Annotated in this window: 17 protein-coding genes, 1 tRNA gene and 2 pseudogenes; 15 read left to right on the forward strand and 5 right to left on the reverse strand. The window is 71.0% G+C overall.

Features of this window, described 5'->3' with window-relative positions; all coding sequences use genetic code 11:
• The first annotated feature begins 137 nt into the window (after nucleotides 1-137).
• From OOK07_RS37835 to OOK07_RS37870, 8 genes and pseudogenes are all read left to right on the forward strand, one after another.
• Nucleotides 138-815: a helix-turn-helix domain-containing protein gene (locus tag OOK07_RS37835; protein WP_266800985.1), complete on the forward strand. Its 678-nt coding sequence runs from the start codon at nucleotides 138-140 to the stop codon at nucleotides 813-815.
• A 94-nt stretch (nucleotides 816-909) separates the two neighbouring features.
• Nucleotides 910-2247, forward strand: a complete 1338-nt coding sequence (locus OOK07_RS37840; protein ID WP_266800987.1) for a M24 family metallopeptidase — start codon at nucleotides 910-912, stop codon at nucleotides 2245-2247.
• Nucleotides 2247-3227 carry a thiamine pyrophosphate-dependent dehydrogenase E1 component subunit alpha gene (locus OOK07_RS37845; RefSeq protein WP_266800989.1) on the forward strand — a complete coding sequence of 327 codons (981 nt, stop codon included), beginning with the start codon at nucleotides 2247-2249 and terminating at the stop codon, nucleotides 3225-3227. Before OOK07_RS37840 ends, OOK07_RS37845 begins: the two co-directional genes overlap by 1 nt.
• The gene (locus OOK07_RS37850) at nucleotides 3215-4195 is read left to right on the forward strand and encodes an alpha-ketoacid dehydrogenase subunit beta (protein ID WP_266800991.1); all 981 of its coding nucleotides are present in this window, start codon (nucleotides 3215-3217) and stop codon (nucleotides 4193-4195) included. The genes OOK07_RS37845 and OOK07_RS37850 overlap by 13 nt, the downstream gene beginning before the upstream one ends.
• Nucleotides 4196-4223: 28 nt before the next feature.
• On the forward strand, nucleotides 4224-5639 hold the full coding sequence (locus OOK07_RS37855; protein ID WP_266800993.1) for an amidohydrolase family protein: 1416 nt from the start codon (nucleotides 4224-4226) through the stop codon (nucleotides 5637-5639).
• Nucleotides 5636-6511 (forward strand): cupin domain-containing protein, encoded by an 876-nt coding sequence (locus tag OOK07_RS37860; protein WP_266800994.1) that lies wholly within the window; start codon nucleotides 5636-5638, stop codon nucleotides 6509-6511. Before OOK07_RS37855 ends, OOK07_RS37860 begins: the two co-directional genes overlap by 4 nt.
• Entirely contained in the window at nucleotides 6508-7197 is a 690-nt protein-coding gene (locus tag OOK07_RS37865; RefSeq protein ID WP_266800995.1) for an SDR family NAD(P)-dependent oxidoreductase, read from the forward strand. The genes OOK07_RS37860 and OOK07_RS37865 overlap by 4 nt, the downstream gene beginning before the upstream one ends.
• Before the next feature lie 23 nt (nucleotides 7198-7220).
• Nucleotides 7221-7385: pseudogene (locus OOK07_RS37870) on the forward strand (NAD(P)-binding domain-containing protein); the annotation flags it as partial.
• A 12-nt stretch (nucleotides 7386-7397) separates the two neighbouring features.
• On the opposite strand, the gene OOK07_RS37875 reads toward OOK07_RS37870, so the two are convergent.
• From OOK07_RS37875 to OOK07_RS37885, 3 genes and pseudogenes are all read right to left on the reverse strand, one after another.
• Nucleotides 7398-7730: a DUF3140 domain-containing protein gene (locus tag OOK07_RS37875; protein WP_266800997.1), complete on the reverse strand. Its 333-nt coding sequence runs from the start codon at nucleotides 7728-7730 to the stop codon at nucleotides 7398-7400.
• Between the two features lie 49 nt (nucleotides 7731-7779).
• Nucleotides 7780-8032: pseudogene (locus OOK07_RS37880) on the reverse strand (hypothetical protein).
• A 137-nt stretch (nucleotides 8033-8169) separates the two neighbouring features.
• Complete coding sequence (locus OOK07_RS37885; protein ID WP_266800999.1) at nucleotides 8170-8985, reverse strand: alpha/beta hydrolase; 816 nt, start codon at nucleotides 8983-8985, stop codon at nucleotides 8170-8172.
• Between the two features lie 210 nt (nucleotides 8986-9195).
• Between OOK07_RS37885 and OOK07_RS37890 the strand changes: the two genes are divergently transcribed.
• The 6 genes from OOK07_RS37890 (at nucleotide 9196) to OOK07_RS37915 (ending at nucleotide 12887) form a co-directional block, all read left to right on the forward strand.
• Nucleotides 9196-10383, forward strand: a complete 1188-nt coding sequence (locus OOK07_RS37890; protein ID WP_266801000.1) for a thiolase family protein — start codon at nucleotides 9196-9198, stop codon at nucleotides 10381-10383.
• A 122-nt stretch (nucleotides 10384-10505) separates the two neighbouring features.
• Complete coding sequence (locus tag OOK07_RS37895) at nucleotides 10506-11279, forward strand: sulfite exporter TauE/SafE family protein (RefSeq protein WP_266801001.1); 774 nt, start codon at nucleotides 10506-10508, stop codon at nucleotides 11277-11279.
• 140 nt (nucleotides 11280-11419) lie between these two features.
• Nucleotides 11420-11584 carry a 50S ribosomal protein L33 gene (gene rpmG, locus OOK07_RS37900; RefSeq protein WP_266801003.1) on the forward strand — a complete coding sequence of 55 codons (165 nt, stop codon included), beginning with the start codon at nucleotides 11420-11422 and terminating at the stop codon, nucleotides 11582-11584.
• A gap of 46 nt (nucleotides 11585-11630) precedes the next feature.
• Nucleotides 11631-11888, forward strand: coding sequence for a type B 50S ribosomal protein L31 (locus OOK07_RS37905; protein WP_266801005.1), 258 nt, complete (start codon nucleotides 11631-11633; stop codon nucleotides 11886-11888).
• 12 nt (nucleotides 11889-11900) lie between these two features.
• Nucleotides 11901-12023, forward strand: coding sequence for a type B 50S ribosomal protein L36 (gene ykgO / locus OOK07_RS37910; protein WP_266801006.1), 123 nt, complete (start codon nucleotides 11901-11903; stop codon nucleotides 12021-12023).
• Nucleotides 12024-12143: 120 nt separating this feature from the next.
• Nucleotides 12144-12887, forward strand: a complete 744-nt coding sequence (locus OOK07_RS37915) for a cobalt-precorrin-6A reductase (RefSeq protein WP_266801008.1) — start codon at nucleotides 12144-12146, stop codon at nucleotides 12885-12887.
• Between the two features lie 49 nt (nucleotides 12888-12936).
• Here OOK07_RS37915 and cobF read toward each other — a convergent pair whose 3' ends face one another.
• Both cobF and OOK07_RS37925 read right to left on the reverse strand, forming a co-directional pair.
• A complete protein-coding gene (gene cobF, locus OOK07_RS37920; RefSeq protein ID WP_266801010.1) occupies nucleotides 12937-13710 on the reverse strand; it encodes a precorrin-6A synthase (deacetylating) in 774 nt (257 codons plus the stop codon).
• Nucleotides 13711-13825: 115 nt separating this feature from the next.
• Nucleotides 13826-14368, reverse strand: coding sequence for a DUF309 domain-containing protein (locus OOK07_RS37925; protein ID WP_266801012.1), 543 nt, complete (start codon nucleotides 14366-14368; stop codon nucleotides 13826-13828).
• A 99-nt stretch (nucleotides 14369-14467) separates the two neighbouring features.
• Between OOK07_RS37925 and OOK07_RS37930 the strand changes: the two genes are divergently transcribed.
• A tRNA-Pro gene (locus tag OOK07_RS37930) sits at nucleotides 14468-14541 on the forward strand.
• The last annotated feature ends 96 nt before the right edge of the window (nucleotides 14542-14637 follow it).

Here is a 14637-nt window from a genome sequence, read left to right on the forward strand (position 1 = left end):
TGCTGTTCAGCATCGAGCTCGCCCCTGTTCGGTCGAGCGCCGGCGCGAGGACTTCGGCCTCACCCGAGACCCTGGCGCCACGGACGGCCCCGGCTGTTCAATGGTGCTGAACATGTCCGTTCCGGAGAGGAGCCGCCGTGTCTCCCGCCGCCGTGCCGCCCGTCGGCGCGCGCATCCGGCAGGCCCGCCTCGCGAAAGGCGTGAGCCTGCGCGCCCTCGCGCGTGATGCCGGAGTCTCCGCGAGCCTCGTGTCCCAGATCGAGACCGGCAAGAGCCAGCCGTCCGTGAGCACCCTGTACGCCATCACCACCGCACTGTCGATATCCGTCGAGTCGCTCTTCGACGCCTACGAGGACGGGATCGCCGCGCCCCCGGCCGTGACCGCGTCCGCCGGACCTGCTGCTCCCGCCACCGTCCTGCACGCCCTCGCCGCCTTCGCCGCCGATCCGGGGCGGCGCATCGGACCGCTGGTCACGCCTGGGGAGCGGGAGGTGCTGGAGCTGGACTCGGGGGTCGTGTGGGAGCGGCTGGGGCATGTTCCGGGCACGGACGTCGACTTCCTGCGGGTGACCTACCGGCCCGGTGGCTCCTCCTCCAGCTCCGGCGGCCTGATGCGGCACGCGGGCACCGAGTACGGCTGTCTGACCTCCGGCGCACTCGTCCTCACCCTCGGCTTCGACGAGTACACGCTGGGTCCCGGCGACGCCGTCTGCTTCGAGTCGACCACCCCGCACCGCTACCGCAACGACGGCGCCGAACCGGCCGTAGGGGTGTGGTTCGTGTTCGGCCAGGGCGCCGGTCAAGCCGTTCAGTAGCGGGCGTTCAGTTGCAGGCGTACAGGAGCAGGCGTTCAGTAGCACTTGACACTCACGCGGCACGGTCGTCTACTCCGAAGTGGGGGTGGTCGCCATGGCGATCCGGACCTTCGGACCCAATGCCGTCGACTGGGAAGAGCGCATCGACCTGGACCGGCTCCGCAAGGAGCGGCTGGCCAGGCTCCACGAGACGCTGAACGGCTCGTCGCTCGGCGCCGTGCTCAGCTTCGACTTCGCCAACATCCGCTATATGACCGCCACGCACATCGGCACCTGGGCGATGGACAAGCTGATCCGCTTCGCACTGCTGGTGCGCGGCGGTGAACCGGTCGTCTGGGACTTCGGATCGGCCGCCCGCCACCACCAGCTCTACAACCCCTGGCTCGACTACAGCGACGGCAAGGGCGGCGGCCCGCCCACCGGCGCCCGGGCGGGGATCTCCACACTCCGCGGTGCCTTCCACCCCGACGCCCGGATCGCCGAGGAAGTCGCCGCCAGGATCGCCGAGGAGCTGCGCGAGCACGGGCTCGCGGGGGAGCCGCTCGGCATCGACGTCGCCGAGATGCCGATCCTGGCCGCCCTGCGTGCCGAGGGCATCGACGTCGTCGACGGCCAGCAGGTCCTCCTGGAGGCCCGCCGCACCAAGACCCGCGACGAGATCTCCCTGCTCACCCAGGCCTGCGCGATGGTGGACGCGGCGTACGAGGAGCTGTACGGCTACCTCCGCCCGGGGGTCCGCGAGAACGAGTGCGTCGGACTCGTCAGCAAGGTCCTCTACGACCTCGGCAGCGAGTACGTCGAAGGCGTCAACGCCATCTCCGGCGAGCGCTGTTCGCCCCACCCGCACGTCTACAGCGACCGCCTGATCCGCCCCGGCGACCCCGCCTTCTTCGACATCCTGCACAGCCACCTCGGCTACCGCACCTGCTACTACCGCACCTTCGCCGTCGGCAGCGCCTCGCGCGCGCAACAGGACGCCTATGTCCGCTGCCGCGCGTACATGGACCAGGCCATCGCTCTCGTCCGGCCAGGTGCCACCACCGCCGACATCGTCCAAGTCTGGCCGCGTGCCGAGGAGTTCGGCTTCGCCGACGAGACAGCCGCGTTCGCCCTGCAGTACGGCCACGGGGTGGGCCTGTCGATCTGGGAGAAGCCCATCTTCAGCCGACTGGTCTCCCTCGACCATCCCGAAGTCCTCCAGGAGGGCATGGTGTTCGCCCTGGAGACCTACTGGCCGGCGGCGGACGGCTGGTCGGCGGCCCGTATCGAGGAGGAGCTGGTCGTCACCGCCGACGGCTGCGAGGTCATCACCAAGTTCCCGGCCGAGGAACTGCTGGTCGCGGGCCGCAAGTACTGGACGGTCGGCGGCGAGCTCAACACCCGCCGCGAGTCCCAGTCCCACCTCAACACCCGTAACAACGGGAGCACTTGATGGTCGGCCGCGACGAACTCCTCACGCTCTACGAGCAGATGGCCGTCATCCGCCGTACGGAGAAGGCCGCCCACGACCTGTTCCTGTCCGGCCTGGTCAAGGGCACCACCCACCTCGCCGCCGGGCACGAGGCCATCGCCGTCGGCACGAGCGCCGCCCTGCGCCCCGACGACTACGTCTTCGCCACCTACCGCGGTCACCACCACGCGATGGCCCGCGGCGCCACGCCCGAGGAGTGCCTCGCCGAACTCATGAGCCGCGCGACCGGGTTGTGCAAGGCCAAGGGCGGCTCCATGCACCTCACCAAGGCCGACGCGTTCATGCTCGGCTCCTACGCCATCGTCGGCGCCCATCTCCCGATGGCGGTCGGCGCCGCCTGGTCGGCCCGGCTGCGCGGGACCCAGCAGGTGGCCGTCGCCTTCTTCGGTGACGGCGCGACCAACATCGGCGCCTTCCACGAGGCCCTCAACCTGGCCGCCGTATGGAAGCTGCCCGTGCTGTTCGTCTGCGAGAACAACCTGTACATGGAGTACACGCCCATCGCCGACGTCACGGCGGTGGCCCGGCCCGCGGCCGACCGCGCCCCCTCGTACGGCATCCCGGGCGAGGCCGTCGACGGCAACGACGTCGTCGCCGTCCACGAGGCGGTGACGCGGCTCGCACGACGGGCCCGAGCAGGAGACGGGCCCGCTCTCCTGGAGGCCGAGACCTACCGCCACTACGGGCACAGTCGCGCCGACCCGGCCGCCTACCGTCCCGCCGAGGAGGTCGAACGCTGGCTCAAGCACGACCCGTTGGACCTCGCGCGCGGACGCCTTGTCGAGCTGGGGGTGCCCGAGGAGACGGTCACCGCGGCCGACGAGCGTGCCCGTGACGTCGTACAGAAGGCGGTCGAGGCGGCGAAAGCCGCGCCGCCGCCGGATCCGGGCGAGGCGCTGACCGACGTGTGGGCGGACGGGGGTGCGGCGTGGCGGACGTGATCAGCTATCGGGAGGCGGTCGCCGAGGGCATCGCGCGGGAGATGCGCCGGGACCCGGCCGTCGTGTGCCTCGGCGAGGACATCGGCGAGGCGGGCGGGGTGTTCAAGACGACCGTCGGGCTGCTGAAGGAGTTCGGGCCCGAACGGGTGTGGGACACGCCCATCTCCGAACAGGCCATCGTGGGTGCGGCGATGGGCGCCGCGATGACCGGGATGCGGCCGGTTGCGGAGATCATGTTCTCGGATTTCCTCGCCTGTTGCTGGGACTACCTCGCCAACGAGATACCCAAAGTGAGGTACATGACGGGCGGTCAGGTCACCGTCCCGCTCGTGGTGCGCACCGCCAACGGCGGCGGCCTCGGCTTCGGCGCCCAGCACTCGCAGGCCACGGAGAACTGGGCGCTGACCGTCCCCGGGCTGAAGATCGCCGCCCCCGCCACGCCCGCCGACGTCATCGGCATGATGGCGGCGGCGATCCGCAGCGACGACCCGGTCGTGTTCTTCGAGCACAAGGGACTGCTGGCGAGCAAGGGAGCCCCCGCGCCGCCGGGGCACGTGGTCGAGCTGGGGCGGGCGGCCGTCGTGCGTGAGGGCGCCGACGTGACGCTGGTCGCCCTCGCCTCCATGGTGCCGCTGGCGTCGAAGGCCGCCGACGTCCTCGCCGGCGAGGGCATCTCGGTGGAGGTCGTCGACCTTCGCTGTCTCGTCCCACTCGACGTCTCCACCGTCCTCGCCTCTCTCGACAGGACCTCGCGGCTCGTGACCGTCGAGGAGAACCCCTATCAGGGCGGCTGGGGCGCCACCCTCGTCTCGGTCGTCGCCGACGAGGGGTTCGGAATGCTGGACGCGCCCGTGCGCCGGGTGGCGGGGGAGTGTGTGCCGCTGCCGTTCGCCGACGTACTGGAGGAACAGGTCATCCCCACCGTGGACAAGGTCGTGGCGGCCGTCCGGAGTCTCGCCGCGTACTGAACACCCCTGACCCTGAGGAGGAAGCGCGATGACCGATCGGATACTGCTTCGCGCGGGGCACGTGATCTCGATGGATCCCTCCGTCGGGGAACTGCCGAAGGGAGACGTCCTCATCGAGGACGGCAGGATCGCGGCCGTGCAGCCGGAGATCAGTGCGGACGCCGAGGTCCTCGACATGACCGGGCGCATCGTGATCCCCGGCTTCGTCGACAGCCACCGCCACACCTGGGAGGCCCCCATCAGGGGCGTCGCCCCCGATGCCACCCTGGACGACTACTTCGTCGACATCCTCGACACCTTCGCCCCGCTGTACACCCCCGAGGACGTGTACGCGGGAAACCTCGCCGGCGCTCTGGAGTGTCTGAACGCCGGCATCACGACACTCGTCGACTGGTCCCACATCAACAACACGCCCGAGCACCCGGACGCCGCGATCCAGGCGCTCGGCGAGACCGGCATCCGCGCCCAGTACGCCTACGGCAGCGCCAACACCTCCCTCGCCGACTACTGGTTCGAGAGCAAGATCGCGATTCCCGGCGACGACGTCCGCCGTATCCGCGCCCAGCACTTCGCCTCCGACGAAGGCCTGCTGACCATGGGGCTCGCCACCCGCGGCCCCGGCTTCTGCGTCAACGACGTCGTCACCTCCGAGTGGGCCCTGGCGCGCGAGCTGGACATCCCGATCACCGTGCATGTGGCGATGGGGCGGCTCGCCGGCCGCTTCGGCATGGTCAGGCGGCTGCACGACCTGGGGCTCCTCGGCCCGGACACCACCTACGTCCACTGCTGCTACCTCAGCGAGGAGGAGTGGCGGATGGTCGCCGACACCGGTGGCACGGTGTCGATCGCGCCCCAGGTGGAGACGCAGATGGGGCACGGCTGGCCGCCCGTGATGAGCGCGATCGAGCACGGACTGCGGCCCTCGCTCAGCATCGACGTCGTCACCACCGTGCCCGGCGACATGTTCACCCAGATCCGCGCGGCCTTCGGCGCCGAGCGGGCCCGGGTCAACGCGGACTGCTGGCAGGCCAACATGCCGGTACCCAGCACCATGTTGACGGCACGTCAGATGCTGGAGGTCGCCACGAGCAACGGCGCGCATGTCGCGGGACTGGAGCACCGCACCGGTTCCCTGACCCCCGGCAAGCGCGCCGACGTCGTCGCCCTCGACGCCACCGCGCTGAACATGACGCCGGTGCACGACGCGGCCTCCGCGGTCACGCTGTGCGCGGACGTCTCCAACGTCGAGACGGTCATCGTCGACGGCGTGGTCCGCAAGCGCGACGGCAGGCTGACGGCCGACGTCGCGCGGGCCCGACGGCTCGTCGAGGAGTCCCGCGACCGGCTCCTGGCGGCGAAGGAAGCGGTGGCGCAGGAAGCGGTGACGAAGGAAGCGATGGCGAAGGAAGAAGGGAAGGCGAAGGAGGGGAAGCCGACCGTATGACCCGGCATCTGGTGCGGCGGGCCGCCGACGCGGCCGAGCCGCCGTACGACGCGCACGGCCACCGGCGCCGCACGCTGGTCGGTGAGGCCGACGGCAGCGTGCACACCGGCTTCGGCCTCTGCGAACTGCGGCCGGACGGTGGGGTGCCGGCGCATGTGCACTCGTACGAGGAGAGCTTCCACATCCTCGACGGGACCGTGATCCTCGACGTGCCCGAAGGCTCGTACCTTCTCGAAGAGGGCGACTACGGCATCCTCCCGGCCGGCGTCCCGCACGCCTGGCGCGGCGCCGACGACACGGCCGCACGCTGGGCGGACATGCTCGCGCCGGTGCCAAGGGCACGCTACGCGCACGACACGCAGCCCGTGCCCGGCCTGTCTGCGAGGCCGCCCGTCCGCATCGACGTCCGCGACCCGCGCACCCGCTCCTTCGGCCACTTCGAGCCCGCCCAGATGGACCCGGGCAAACAGTCCCAGGACCTCCTGGCCGTCTCGGCGAGCATGCGCACCGCACTGCTCGTCTACAGCGGCATCACGGTCAAGATGATGGTCGACAGCGACCTCGGCGCGGTCGCCTCCACGATGTTCATGGTGCAGTACGCCCCCGACGGCGTCGCCGGCACGCACGACCACCCCTTCGAGGAGACGTACCTGTTCCTCCACGGCGAGGCGGACGCCGTGTTCGACGGCGAACGGTATCGGCTCGGACCCGGCGACTGCGCCTGGGCGGGCGCCGGTTGCGTGCACGGCTTCGCCAACGCCGGTCAGGGGGCGCTGCGTTGGCTGGAGACACAGGCGCCGCAGCCGCCGCCGCGTCATTCGTACCGGTTCACTCGCGACTGGGAGTACCTGAGGGAGGCCCTGGAGTCATGAGCAGCGTCCTGGTCGTCGGCGGCACGTCCGGCATCGGCCGAGAGTTCGCCCTCGTCCGTGCAGAGCAGGGCGACGAGGTCGTCCTCACCGGCCGCGACCCCGGTCGAGCCGACGCCGTCGCCAAGGAGCTCGGCGCCCGCGGCCTCGCCCTCGACCTGTCCCGGCCACGCGAGATCGCGGGGGCGTTGGCGGACGTCGGACACGTCGACCACCTGGTCCTCGCGGGCGTCTCCCGTGACGAGAACAGGGCGACCGACTACGACATAGCCGCCGCCCTCGAACTGGTCACCCTCAAGCTCGTCGGCTACACCGAGGTCGTGCACGTGCTGCGGCAGCGGATGACCGACGACAGCGCGATCGTGATCTTCGGCGGTCAGGCCAAGGAGCGCCCCTACCCCGGCGCGACGACGGTCGCCACGGTCAACGCGGGTGTACGCGGCCTGGTGAACACCCTCGCGGTCGAACTCGCGCCGGTCCGGGTCAACGCCGTACATCCAGGTGTCGTGGGCGACAGCCCCTACTGGCGGGGCAAGCCGGAGGAGGTGCTGTCCGGTCTGCGCGCGAGGACCCCGACCGGTCGGCTCGCCACCATGGCGGACGTGGTGGACGCCGTGGACTTCCTGCTGCGCAACAGGTCCGTCAATGCGGTGGAGCTGAGTGTGGACGGGGGGTGGCTGCTGGGGTGAGCGACACGGAAGCGCGCGTCGCGGTGATCGGCACGGGCCGGATGGGCGCGGCCACGACGATGCGGCCGCGTGCGGCTGGGTGCTCGGTGACGGCGTACCACCGCACGCGCGCCAACGCCGGGGCCACCGTCACCGGCACGGCACGCGAGGCCGCCGCGTCGGCGGACGGCGTCCTCGCCTGTCTCGGCGACGCCAGCCAGTCATGGCTTCAGCGGGTCGTGGCCGATCGTCATCAGCCGGTGCCGGCGGTCGGAGTCCTCAGCCACGGGCTCGTTCTCCGGGTCCGCCTGCTCCTCGACGGTGTCCACGACCTCGTACATCACTCGGAGGTCGTCGTCGGTGAGGTCGGTGCGCCGTTTCTGCAGGATGGCGAGGACGTGCTCCCCGACGGGGTTGCCCGCCTGGTCGGGCAGGGGCTCCGCCACCTCGCCGGTCTCACTGACCCGCAGCCAGGCCGCCAGTTCCTGTGAGGTCATGTTCACCACGCGGTGGAAGTCCTCCCACAGCGCGTCGAGTTCGAGGGCGTCGGTCATCGTGTCCCCCTTTCCGTACGTGTACGTATGTGCTTCTGCGCTTGGCCGGTCAGTTGTCGCGCGGCCAGGTCCCGGCGTCGAACATCCACCGCTGCTTCTCGAGCTCGGCGGTGAGGGAGATCAGCAGGTCCTGGGTGACCGGATCCGGCGCTCGGTCGCGAGCGGAACCGCGGGCCCACGATGTTCCGGTGCGCCTGCTTCCCGATCAGCGAGAGCCCGGGAAGATCCACGAGCGTGCTCTGAAGCGCCTCCTCGGCGACCTTGCGGGCCGGTGCCGGGAGGGCGCTCTTCACCACCGTCACAGGTGCTTCTCCTTCTGGCCGGTGCCTGCGGGTACGGACCGGCTGGTGCCCGCAGGTACCGGCGCGGGTGCCCAGGGCGGACCAAGGCAAACGCGACGCCCGGTTGGCGGCCTGGTCTCAGTCCGTGGATGCGCCGTTCAACTCGTGGGCGCGCCCAGGCCGTCGAGGAACCGGGTCAGGTCCGCGAAGACCTCCGCCCTGTTCGTCTCGTTGAACACCTCGTGCCGGGCACCGGGGTAGATCCGCTCGGTGAGGTTGCCGCCGCTGAGCTGTTCGACGCCGATACGGCTGCCGGCCGGCGGGACGAGCCGGTCGTCGTCGCCGTGCAGCCACAGCAGCGGAAGCCGGTCGACGTCGCCGCCCTCGGCGACGGTCTGCAGAGTTCGCGCGAAGGCCTGCAGGGTCGGCCGCTTCATCGGACCGTGCCAGACCAGCGGATCCACGGCATACGCCGCTCCCACCGCCGGGTCACGGGAGAGCGAGGCCGGGCTGATGGGCGTGTCGGGGATCTCGTCGAGCGCGAGCAGCCGTCCCGGCAGCTCCCAGGCGCCGATCACCGGCCCGGACAGTACGAGGGCCGCGAGCTCGGCGCCGTGGCGCTGGGCGTAACGGGCCGCGATCAGTCCGCCCATGGAGTGACCGATCAGCACGACCGGCACGCCCGGGTGCGCGGACCGGGCCAGTCCCGCCACGGAGTGCACATCGCCGACCACGTCCTCGAAGTCCTCGATCAGCACCCGCTCGCCCGCCGACCTGCCGTGGCCCGTGTGGTCGGGCCCGAAGACGGCCGCGCCGTGCCCGGTCAGGACACCGGCCAGCTCCTCGTACCGGCCGATGTGCTCGCCGTAGCCGTGGGCGACCAGAGCGATGTACCGGGGCCGCCCGTGGGGCCACTCGCGGACGGTGATCGAGCCGCGGATGCCGGGCAGGACGTGCTCGTGGGCGTCGGCCATGTGTCCTCCAACTGCGTCGGTGGAAGGTTCCGGCGATCTTCCCAGGGGGCGGAGCAGAGGTCTATAGTCCAAAACTAGCACCGCTAATTAACGTCCTTCGGGTCCGGGCCACCGAACGTGCCCCGTAGGTCGAACAGTCCGGACAGCCTCGTTGGGCCTCGTGGAGGCCTCGTCGAGCCTGGTAGAGCGTCGTCGGTCAGGAGTCCTGTCGTGCGTCCCGTCCACTTCGCGGCCGCCCGCCGCACCCCCATCGGCAAGCTGCGCGGCGCCCTGTCCTCCGTGCGCCCCGACGACCTCGCCGCACACGTGATCCGCGCCCTCGTCGCGGACGTCCCCGCCCTGGATCCGGCCCGCATCGACGACGTCTACTGGGGCGCCGCCAACCAGGCCGGCGAGGACAACCGCAACGTCGCCCGCATGGCCGCGCTGCTCGCGGGCCTCCCCGAGTCCGTCCCCGGGGCCACGGTCAACCGCCTGTGCGCCTCCGGCCTGGAGGCGGTGACGTCGGCCGCCCGCACCATCGCCGCCGGAGAGTCCGACATCGTCCTCGCGGGTGGCTCGGAGTCCATGAGCCGCGCTCCCTTCGTCCTGCCCCGCCCCGACGAGGCCCTCCCGCAGCGCATCGAGACCGTCGACACCCGCCTTGGCTGGCGCCTGGTCAACCCGGCGATGAAGGACCACCACGGCCTGTTGTCCATGGGCGAGACCGCGGAGGAGGTCGCCGGGCGCCACGGTGTCAGCCGTGAACGCCAGGACGCGTTCGCCCTGCGCAGCCACCAGCGCGCCGCTGACGCCCGCAAGAACGGTCACTTCGACGACGAACTCCTGCCCGTGGAGCGCCCGGACGGTGTGCTCGTCGACGCCGACGAGTGCATTCGCGAGGACACGTCGTACGAGAAGCTCTCGCGGCTGAAGCCCGTCTTCCGTGACGGCGGCACGGTGACGGCGGGCAATGCCTCACCGATGAACGACGGCGCCGCGGGCCTCCTCCTGGTCAGCGAGGAGGCCCTCGACGACCTGGGCCTGGAGTCACTGGGCCGCTATGTCGCCGGTGCCTCGGCCGGAGTCCATCCCGACGTGATGGGCATCGGTCCCGTCCCCGCCACCCGCAAGGCCCTGGCCCGCACCGGCTGGAGCATCGGCGACATCCAGGAGGCCGAGTTCAACGAGGCGTTCGCCGCGCAGGCCCTGGCCTGCGTGGACCAGCTCGGCATCGACCCGGACCTGGTCAACCCGAGCGGCGGCGCGATCGCCCTGGGACATCCGCTCGGCTGCTCGGGAGCCCGGATCCTCACGACACTGCTGCACCGCATGCGCCGCGCAGGGTCAAAGCGAGGGCTGGCGACGATGTGCGTGGGGGTCGGGCAGGGCAGTGCGGTGCTGGTGGAGAGGCACTAGCGCAGCCAAGGGCGTGATGTCCGGGACCGGCATGGTGTGCGGTGGAGTTCCTGCAGCGCAGGGGCCAACCTGCGAGACGGTACTTACAGGACCGGTTGTCCGCACATAGCATCGGTCTCCGCATGGACACGATGACGCTCTGGCACATATCCGGCTGGGAGTTCGCCGCCCTCGCCTTCGCGGCCCTCCTCGTCGGCTTCTCGAAGACCGCGGTGAGCGGGGCCAACACGGTGAGCCTCGCCGTCTTCGCGGCGGTCCTGCCCGCCCGCGCCTCCACCGGAGTACTCCTGCCCATCCTGATCGTCGGCGACGTCCTCGCGGTCCTCACCTATCGGCGGCACGCCCACTGGCCCACGCTGTGGCGGCTGTTCCCGGCGGTCGCGGCAGGCGTCGCCGTCGGCACGCTGTTCCTGGTCTGGGCCGACGATCGAGTCGTACGGACGTCGATCGGCGCGATCCTGCTGCTGATGGCGGGCGTGACGGTGTGGCGGCGGCGTACGACGGAGCCCGACGAGGAGCCGGACTCGGTCGCGACGAAGTCCGGCCGGGTCAAGGCACGCTCGTACGGCGTCCTCGGCGGCTTCACCACGATGGTCGCCAACGCGGGCGGCCCGGTGATGTCGATGTACCTGTTGTCGGCGGGCTTCCGCAAGCTCGGCTTCCTCGGGACGTCCGCGTTCTTCTTCCTGATCGTGAACGTGTCGAAGGTGCCCTTCAGCGCCGGCCTCGGCCTGATCGACGGCCACTCGCTGCTCCTTGACGCCGCGCTCGCGGTGTTCGTCATACCTGGTGCGTTCTTCGGCAAATGGGCTGTGAACCGAATCAACCAGCGGCTCTTCGAACAACTCGTGATCGCGGCGACGATCGTGGGCGGCCTGCAGCTGCTGCTGCGCTAGCCGCCGTCTGCACACTGCCCTGGTGCGTCGGCCAGTGCTCCGCCGGTGTGCGGGAATGCGATGGCGGCATGCGGTGTTGGACGGGATGTGGTTGACATGCTCGGATCAAAGATCCGTGGTGTGGGCGAAGGGAGGACCTCATGGCACGCAGCACCGTGCGCCCAGTCGTCACGCTGAAGTCGACGGCCGGAACCGGTGTCACTTACGTGACCCGCAAGAACCGCAAGAACCACCCCGACCGGCTGGTCCTGCGCAAGTACGACCCGGTTGCGGGCGAGCACGTCCCGTTCCGCGAGGAGCGCTGACCGAACCCGCGCCATTGCGGCGCAGGCTCTTGAGGAAGGAAACCCCATGAAGCCCCGCATTCATCCCGACTCCCGGTTCGTGGTTTTCCGCGACCGCGCCGCGGACGTCGCGTTCCTGACCCGTTCCACCGCCGACTCGTCGAAGACGATCGAGTGGGAGGACGGTCGCTCGTACCCCCTGATCGACGTCGAGATCTCCTCTGCGTCCCATCCCTTCCACACGGGCAACACGCGGGTCATGGACACCGCGGGCCGAGTGGAGCGCTTCGAGCGTCGCTACGGCCGTGCCGGCACGCGTGACTAGGAGAGCAGAACCATGAAGGTGCGCAAGTCCCTGCGCTCACTGAAGTCCAGGCCCGGGGCCCAGGTGGTCCGCCGACGCGGTGTGGTCTTCGTCATCAACAAGAAGGACCCCCGCTTCAAGGCCCGCCAGGGCTGACGAAGATCCACACATCAGGAGGGCCGCCCCGCATCCCGCCGGGCGGCCCTCCCGTCATGTGCTCCCCTCAGGGCGGGCCCTGCACGCCCGCCCCCGCACTCGACCTCGTACGCTCGCCCCATGCCCCCCCACGTGCTGATCCTCGGTGGCACCGCCGAGGCCCGCGAACTGGCCGCCGTGCTCGCGGCACGCCCCGGCGTGCGGGTCACCACCTCCCTCGCGGGGCGCGTGACACGGCCCGGCGCCCTGGCGGGAGACGTGCGTGTCGGAGGCTTCGGCGGGGCGGCAGGGCTGGCCGGCTGGCTGCGTGAACAGCACGTGGACGCCCTCGTCGACGCGACGCACCCCTTCGCCGAGACGATCACCGCCAACGCTGCGCAGGCCGCGGCGGCCAGTGGAGTGTCCGCGGTCGTGCTGCGCCGCCCCGGCTGGCAGCCGGACCCCGAGGACCGCTGGCACCTGGTCACGTCGCTGGGCGCCGCGGCCGACGCGCTGCCGCGGTTCGGCTCCCGGGCCTTCCTGACCACCGGCCGCCTTGGTCTGTCGGCTTTCGCACACCTCACGGAGATGCACTTCGTCGTACGGTCGGTGGAGCCCCCCGAGCCGCCGGTGCCGCCGCACACCGAAGTACTGCTCGCGCGCGGGCCGTTCACGGTCGCCGACGAGACGACGTTGCTGCGCGAGTACCTGATCGACGTCCTGGTCACGAAGGACAGCGGGGGAGAGGCGACGGCCGCCAAGCTCACGGCCGCACGCCAACTCGGGCTTCCCGTCGTGGTCGTACGTCGGCCGCCCCTGCCGAGGGGCGTGAGCGCGGTGCCGAACGTGGCAGGTGTCCTCGCGCGGTTGGGCTTCAACTCCTAGAGGGACAAGGGAGGAGGGAAGTCGGATACAGGCCGAGCGCCGCTTGGGCTCACTCCCTTGGGTTACGGCGCAGCAGATACGTGTCCATGATCCATCCCTTGCGCTCCCGGGCCTCGGCCCGCAACCGCTCGATCCGCGGCGCGGCCTCGCCGATCGGCCCGGAGACGAGGATCTCGTCCGGGGTGCCTATGTACGCGCCCCAGTAGATGTCGATGTCCTGGTCGGCGTACTGCCGGAACGTCCGATGGGCGTCCAGCATCACCACCACGTCGTCGACCCCCTCCGGGAAACCCTCGGCGAGCCGCCGCCCCGTGGTGATCTGGACGGGCCGGGCAACCCGGTTGAGCCCCGTACGATGGCGGGCGACGAGTGCGGAGACGCTGCTGATCCCGGGCACGACGTCATACTCGAACGTCAGGCTGCCCCGCCTCAGGATCTCCTGCAGGATCCCGAGCGTGCTGTCGTACAACGCCGGATCCCCCCACACCAGGAACGCGCCGCTCTCGTCCTCGCCCAGCTCCTCGGCGATCAACCGCTCGTAGATGTCGGCACGGGCACTGCGCCAGTCCCCGACGGCGGGGGAGTAGGCCGCACCCCCCGCGCTCCGGTCCCGCTCCGGATCCCGTGCCTCGACCACCCGGTACGGCGCCCCGTCCGGTAGGTGCGCGTCGAGCATGTCCCGGCGGAGCCGCGTGAGATCGTCCTTCACCTCACCCTTCTCGAGGATGAAGAACACGTCCGTGCTCCGCAGCGCCCTGACCGCCTGCAGGGTGAGCTGGTCGGGGTCGCCCGCGCCGATACCGATCACATGAATCTTTCGCACACCCCGAGTCTGCCGCACGCCACTGACAGTCCGTACACCGCGTCGGCACCGAGCGAATACGGCACGGGCGCGGCATGGCCGCAGCACGGACGCGGGCCTTGCGGCGCAGGTGTTGTCACGGCACCTGCCCGCGCAGCCGCGGCGCCCGCGCCCCGGCATCGACGGCCAGGCCGCCGCCCTCCACGTCGTCCGCCAGCTCACGCGCCCAGCCGGCCAGCCCCACCAGGTCCATCCCGTACGGCCGCTGCCGCCCCGGTTCCGCCGCCCACTCCGTCACGGCCCCGGCGCCCCGCCGCAGCAGCCGGGCGCCGCCCGCCACATTGCCCCGGGCGGCATGGGTGAGCCCCACGGAGACCTGCGCCAGGCCCCGCCACAGCCCCCGCTCCTCCTCGGGCCCGGACTTCCAGGCATCCTCGAACACCTCGTGCGCGTGGAAGGGCTGCCCCGCGTCGAGCAGCTCCTGTGCCTCGGCGACGGTCTGCTCCGGCGTACGTACGACACCCTCGGGCTGCCGGGCCACCCCCTCGGCGCCGTACGGCAGGGGCCGCCCGAGCCCGTCCCGCGGCCGGGCATTGCGCGCCCGCCCCTCGCCGTCCCGGTCCCGCGCCCCGGCCACCCGGCCCGACGGCGCGCTGCTCCTGCGTCCCGTGCTGCCCATACGTCCGATTGTCCCGCGCCCCGGGTCCGCTTCGGCGCCAGCCCGGACGTGGGGTAAAGTGCAGTCCGCGCGATCACGCGGTTCACCGCGGAAGCGCACCGGGACGTGGCGCAGCTTGGTAGCGCACTTGACTGGGGGTCAAGGGGTCGCAGGTTCAAATCCTGTCGTCCCGACTGGAGACAGTCGCAAGGTCAGGGCCGGTTTCGGAGGCATCCGAAACCGGCCCTTGATCATTCTTGGGGACCAGTTGGGGACCGGCGTCCTTGACC

Origin of the sequence: Streptomyces sp. NBC_00078 (genome assembly GCF_026343335.1) — a bacterium.
Taxonomy (GTDB): domain Bacteria; phylum Actinomycetota; class Actinomycetes; order Streptomycetales; family Streptomycetaceae; genus Streptomyces.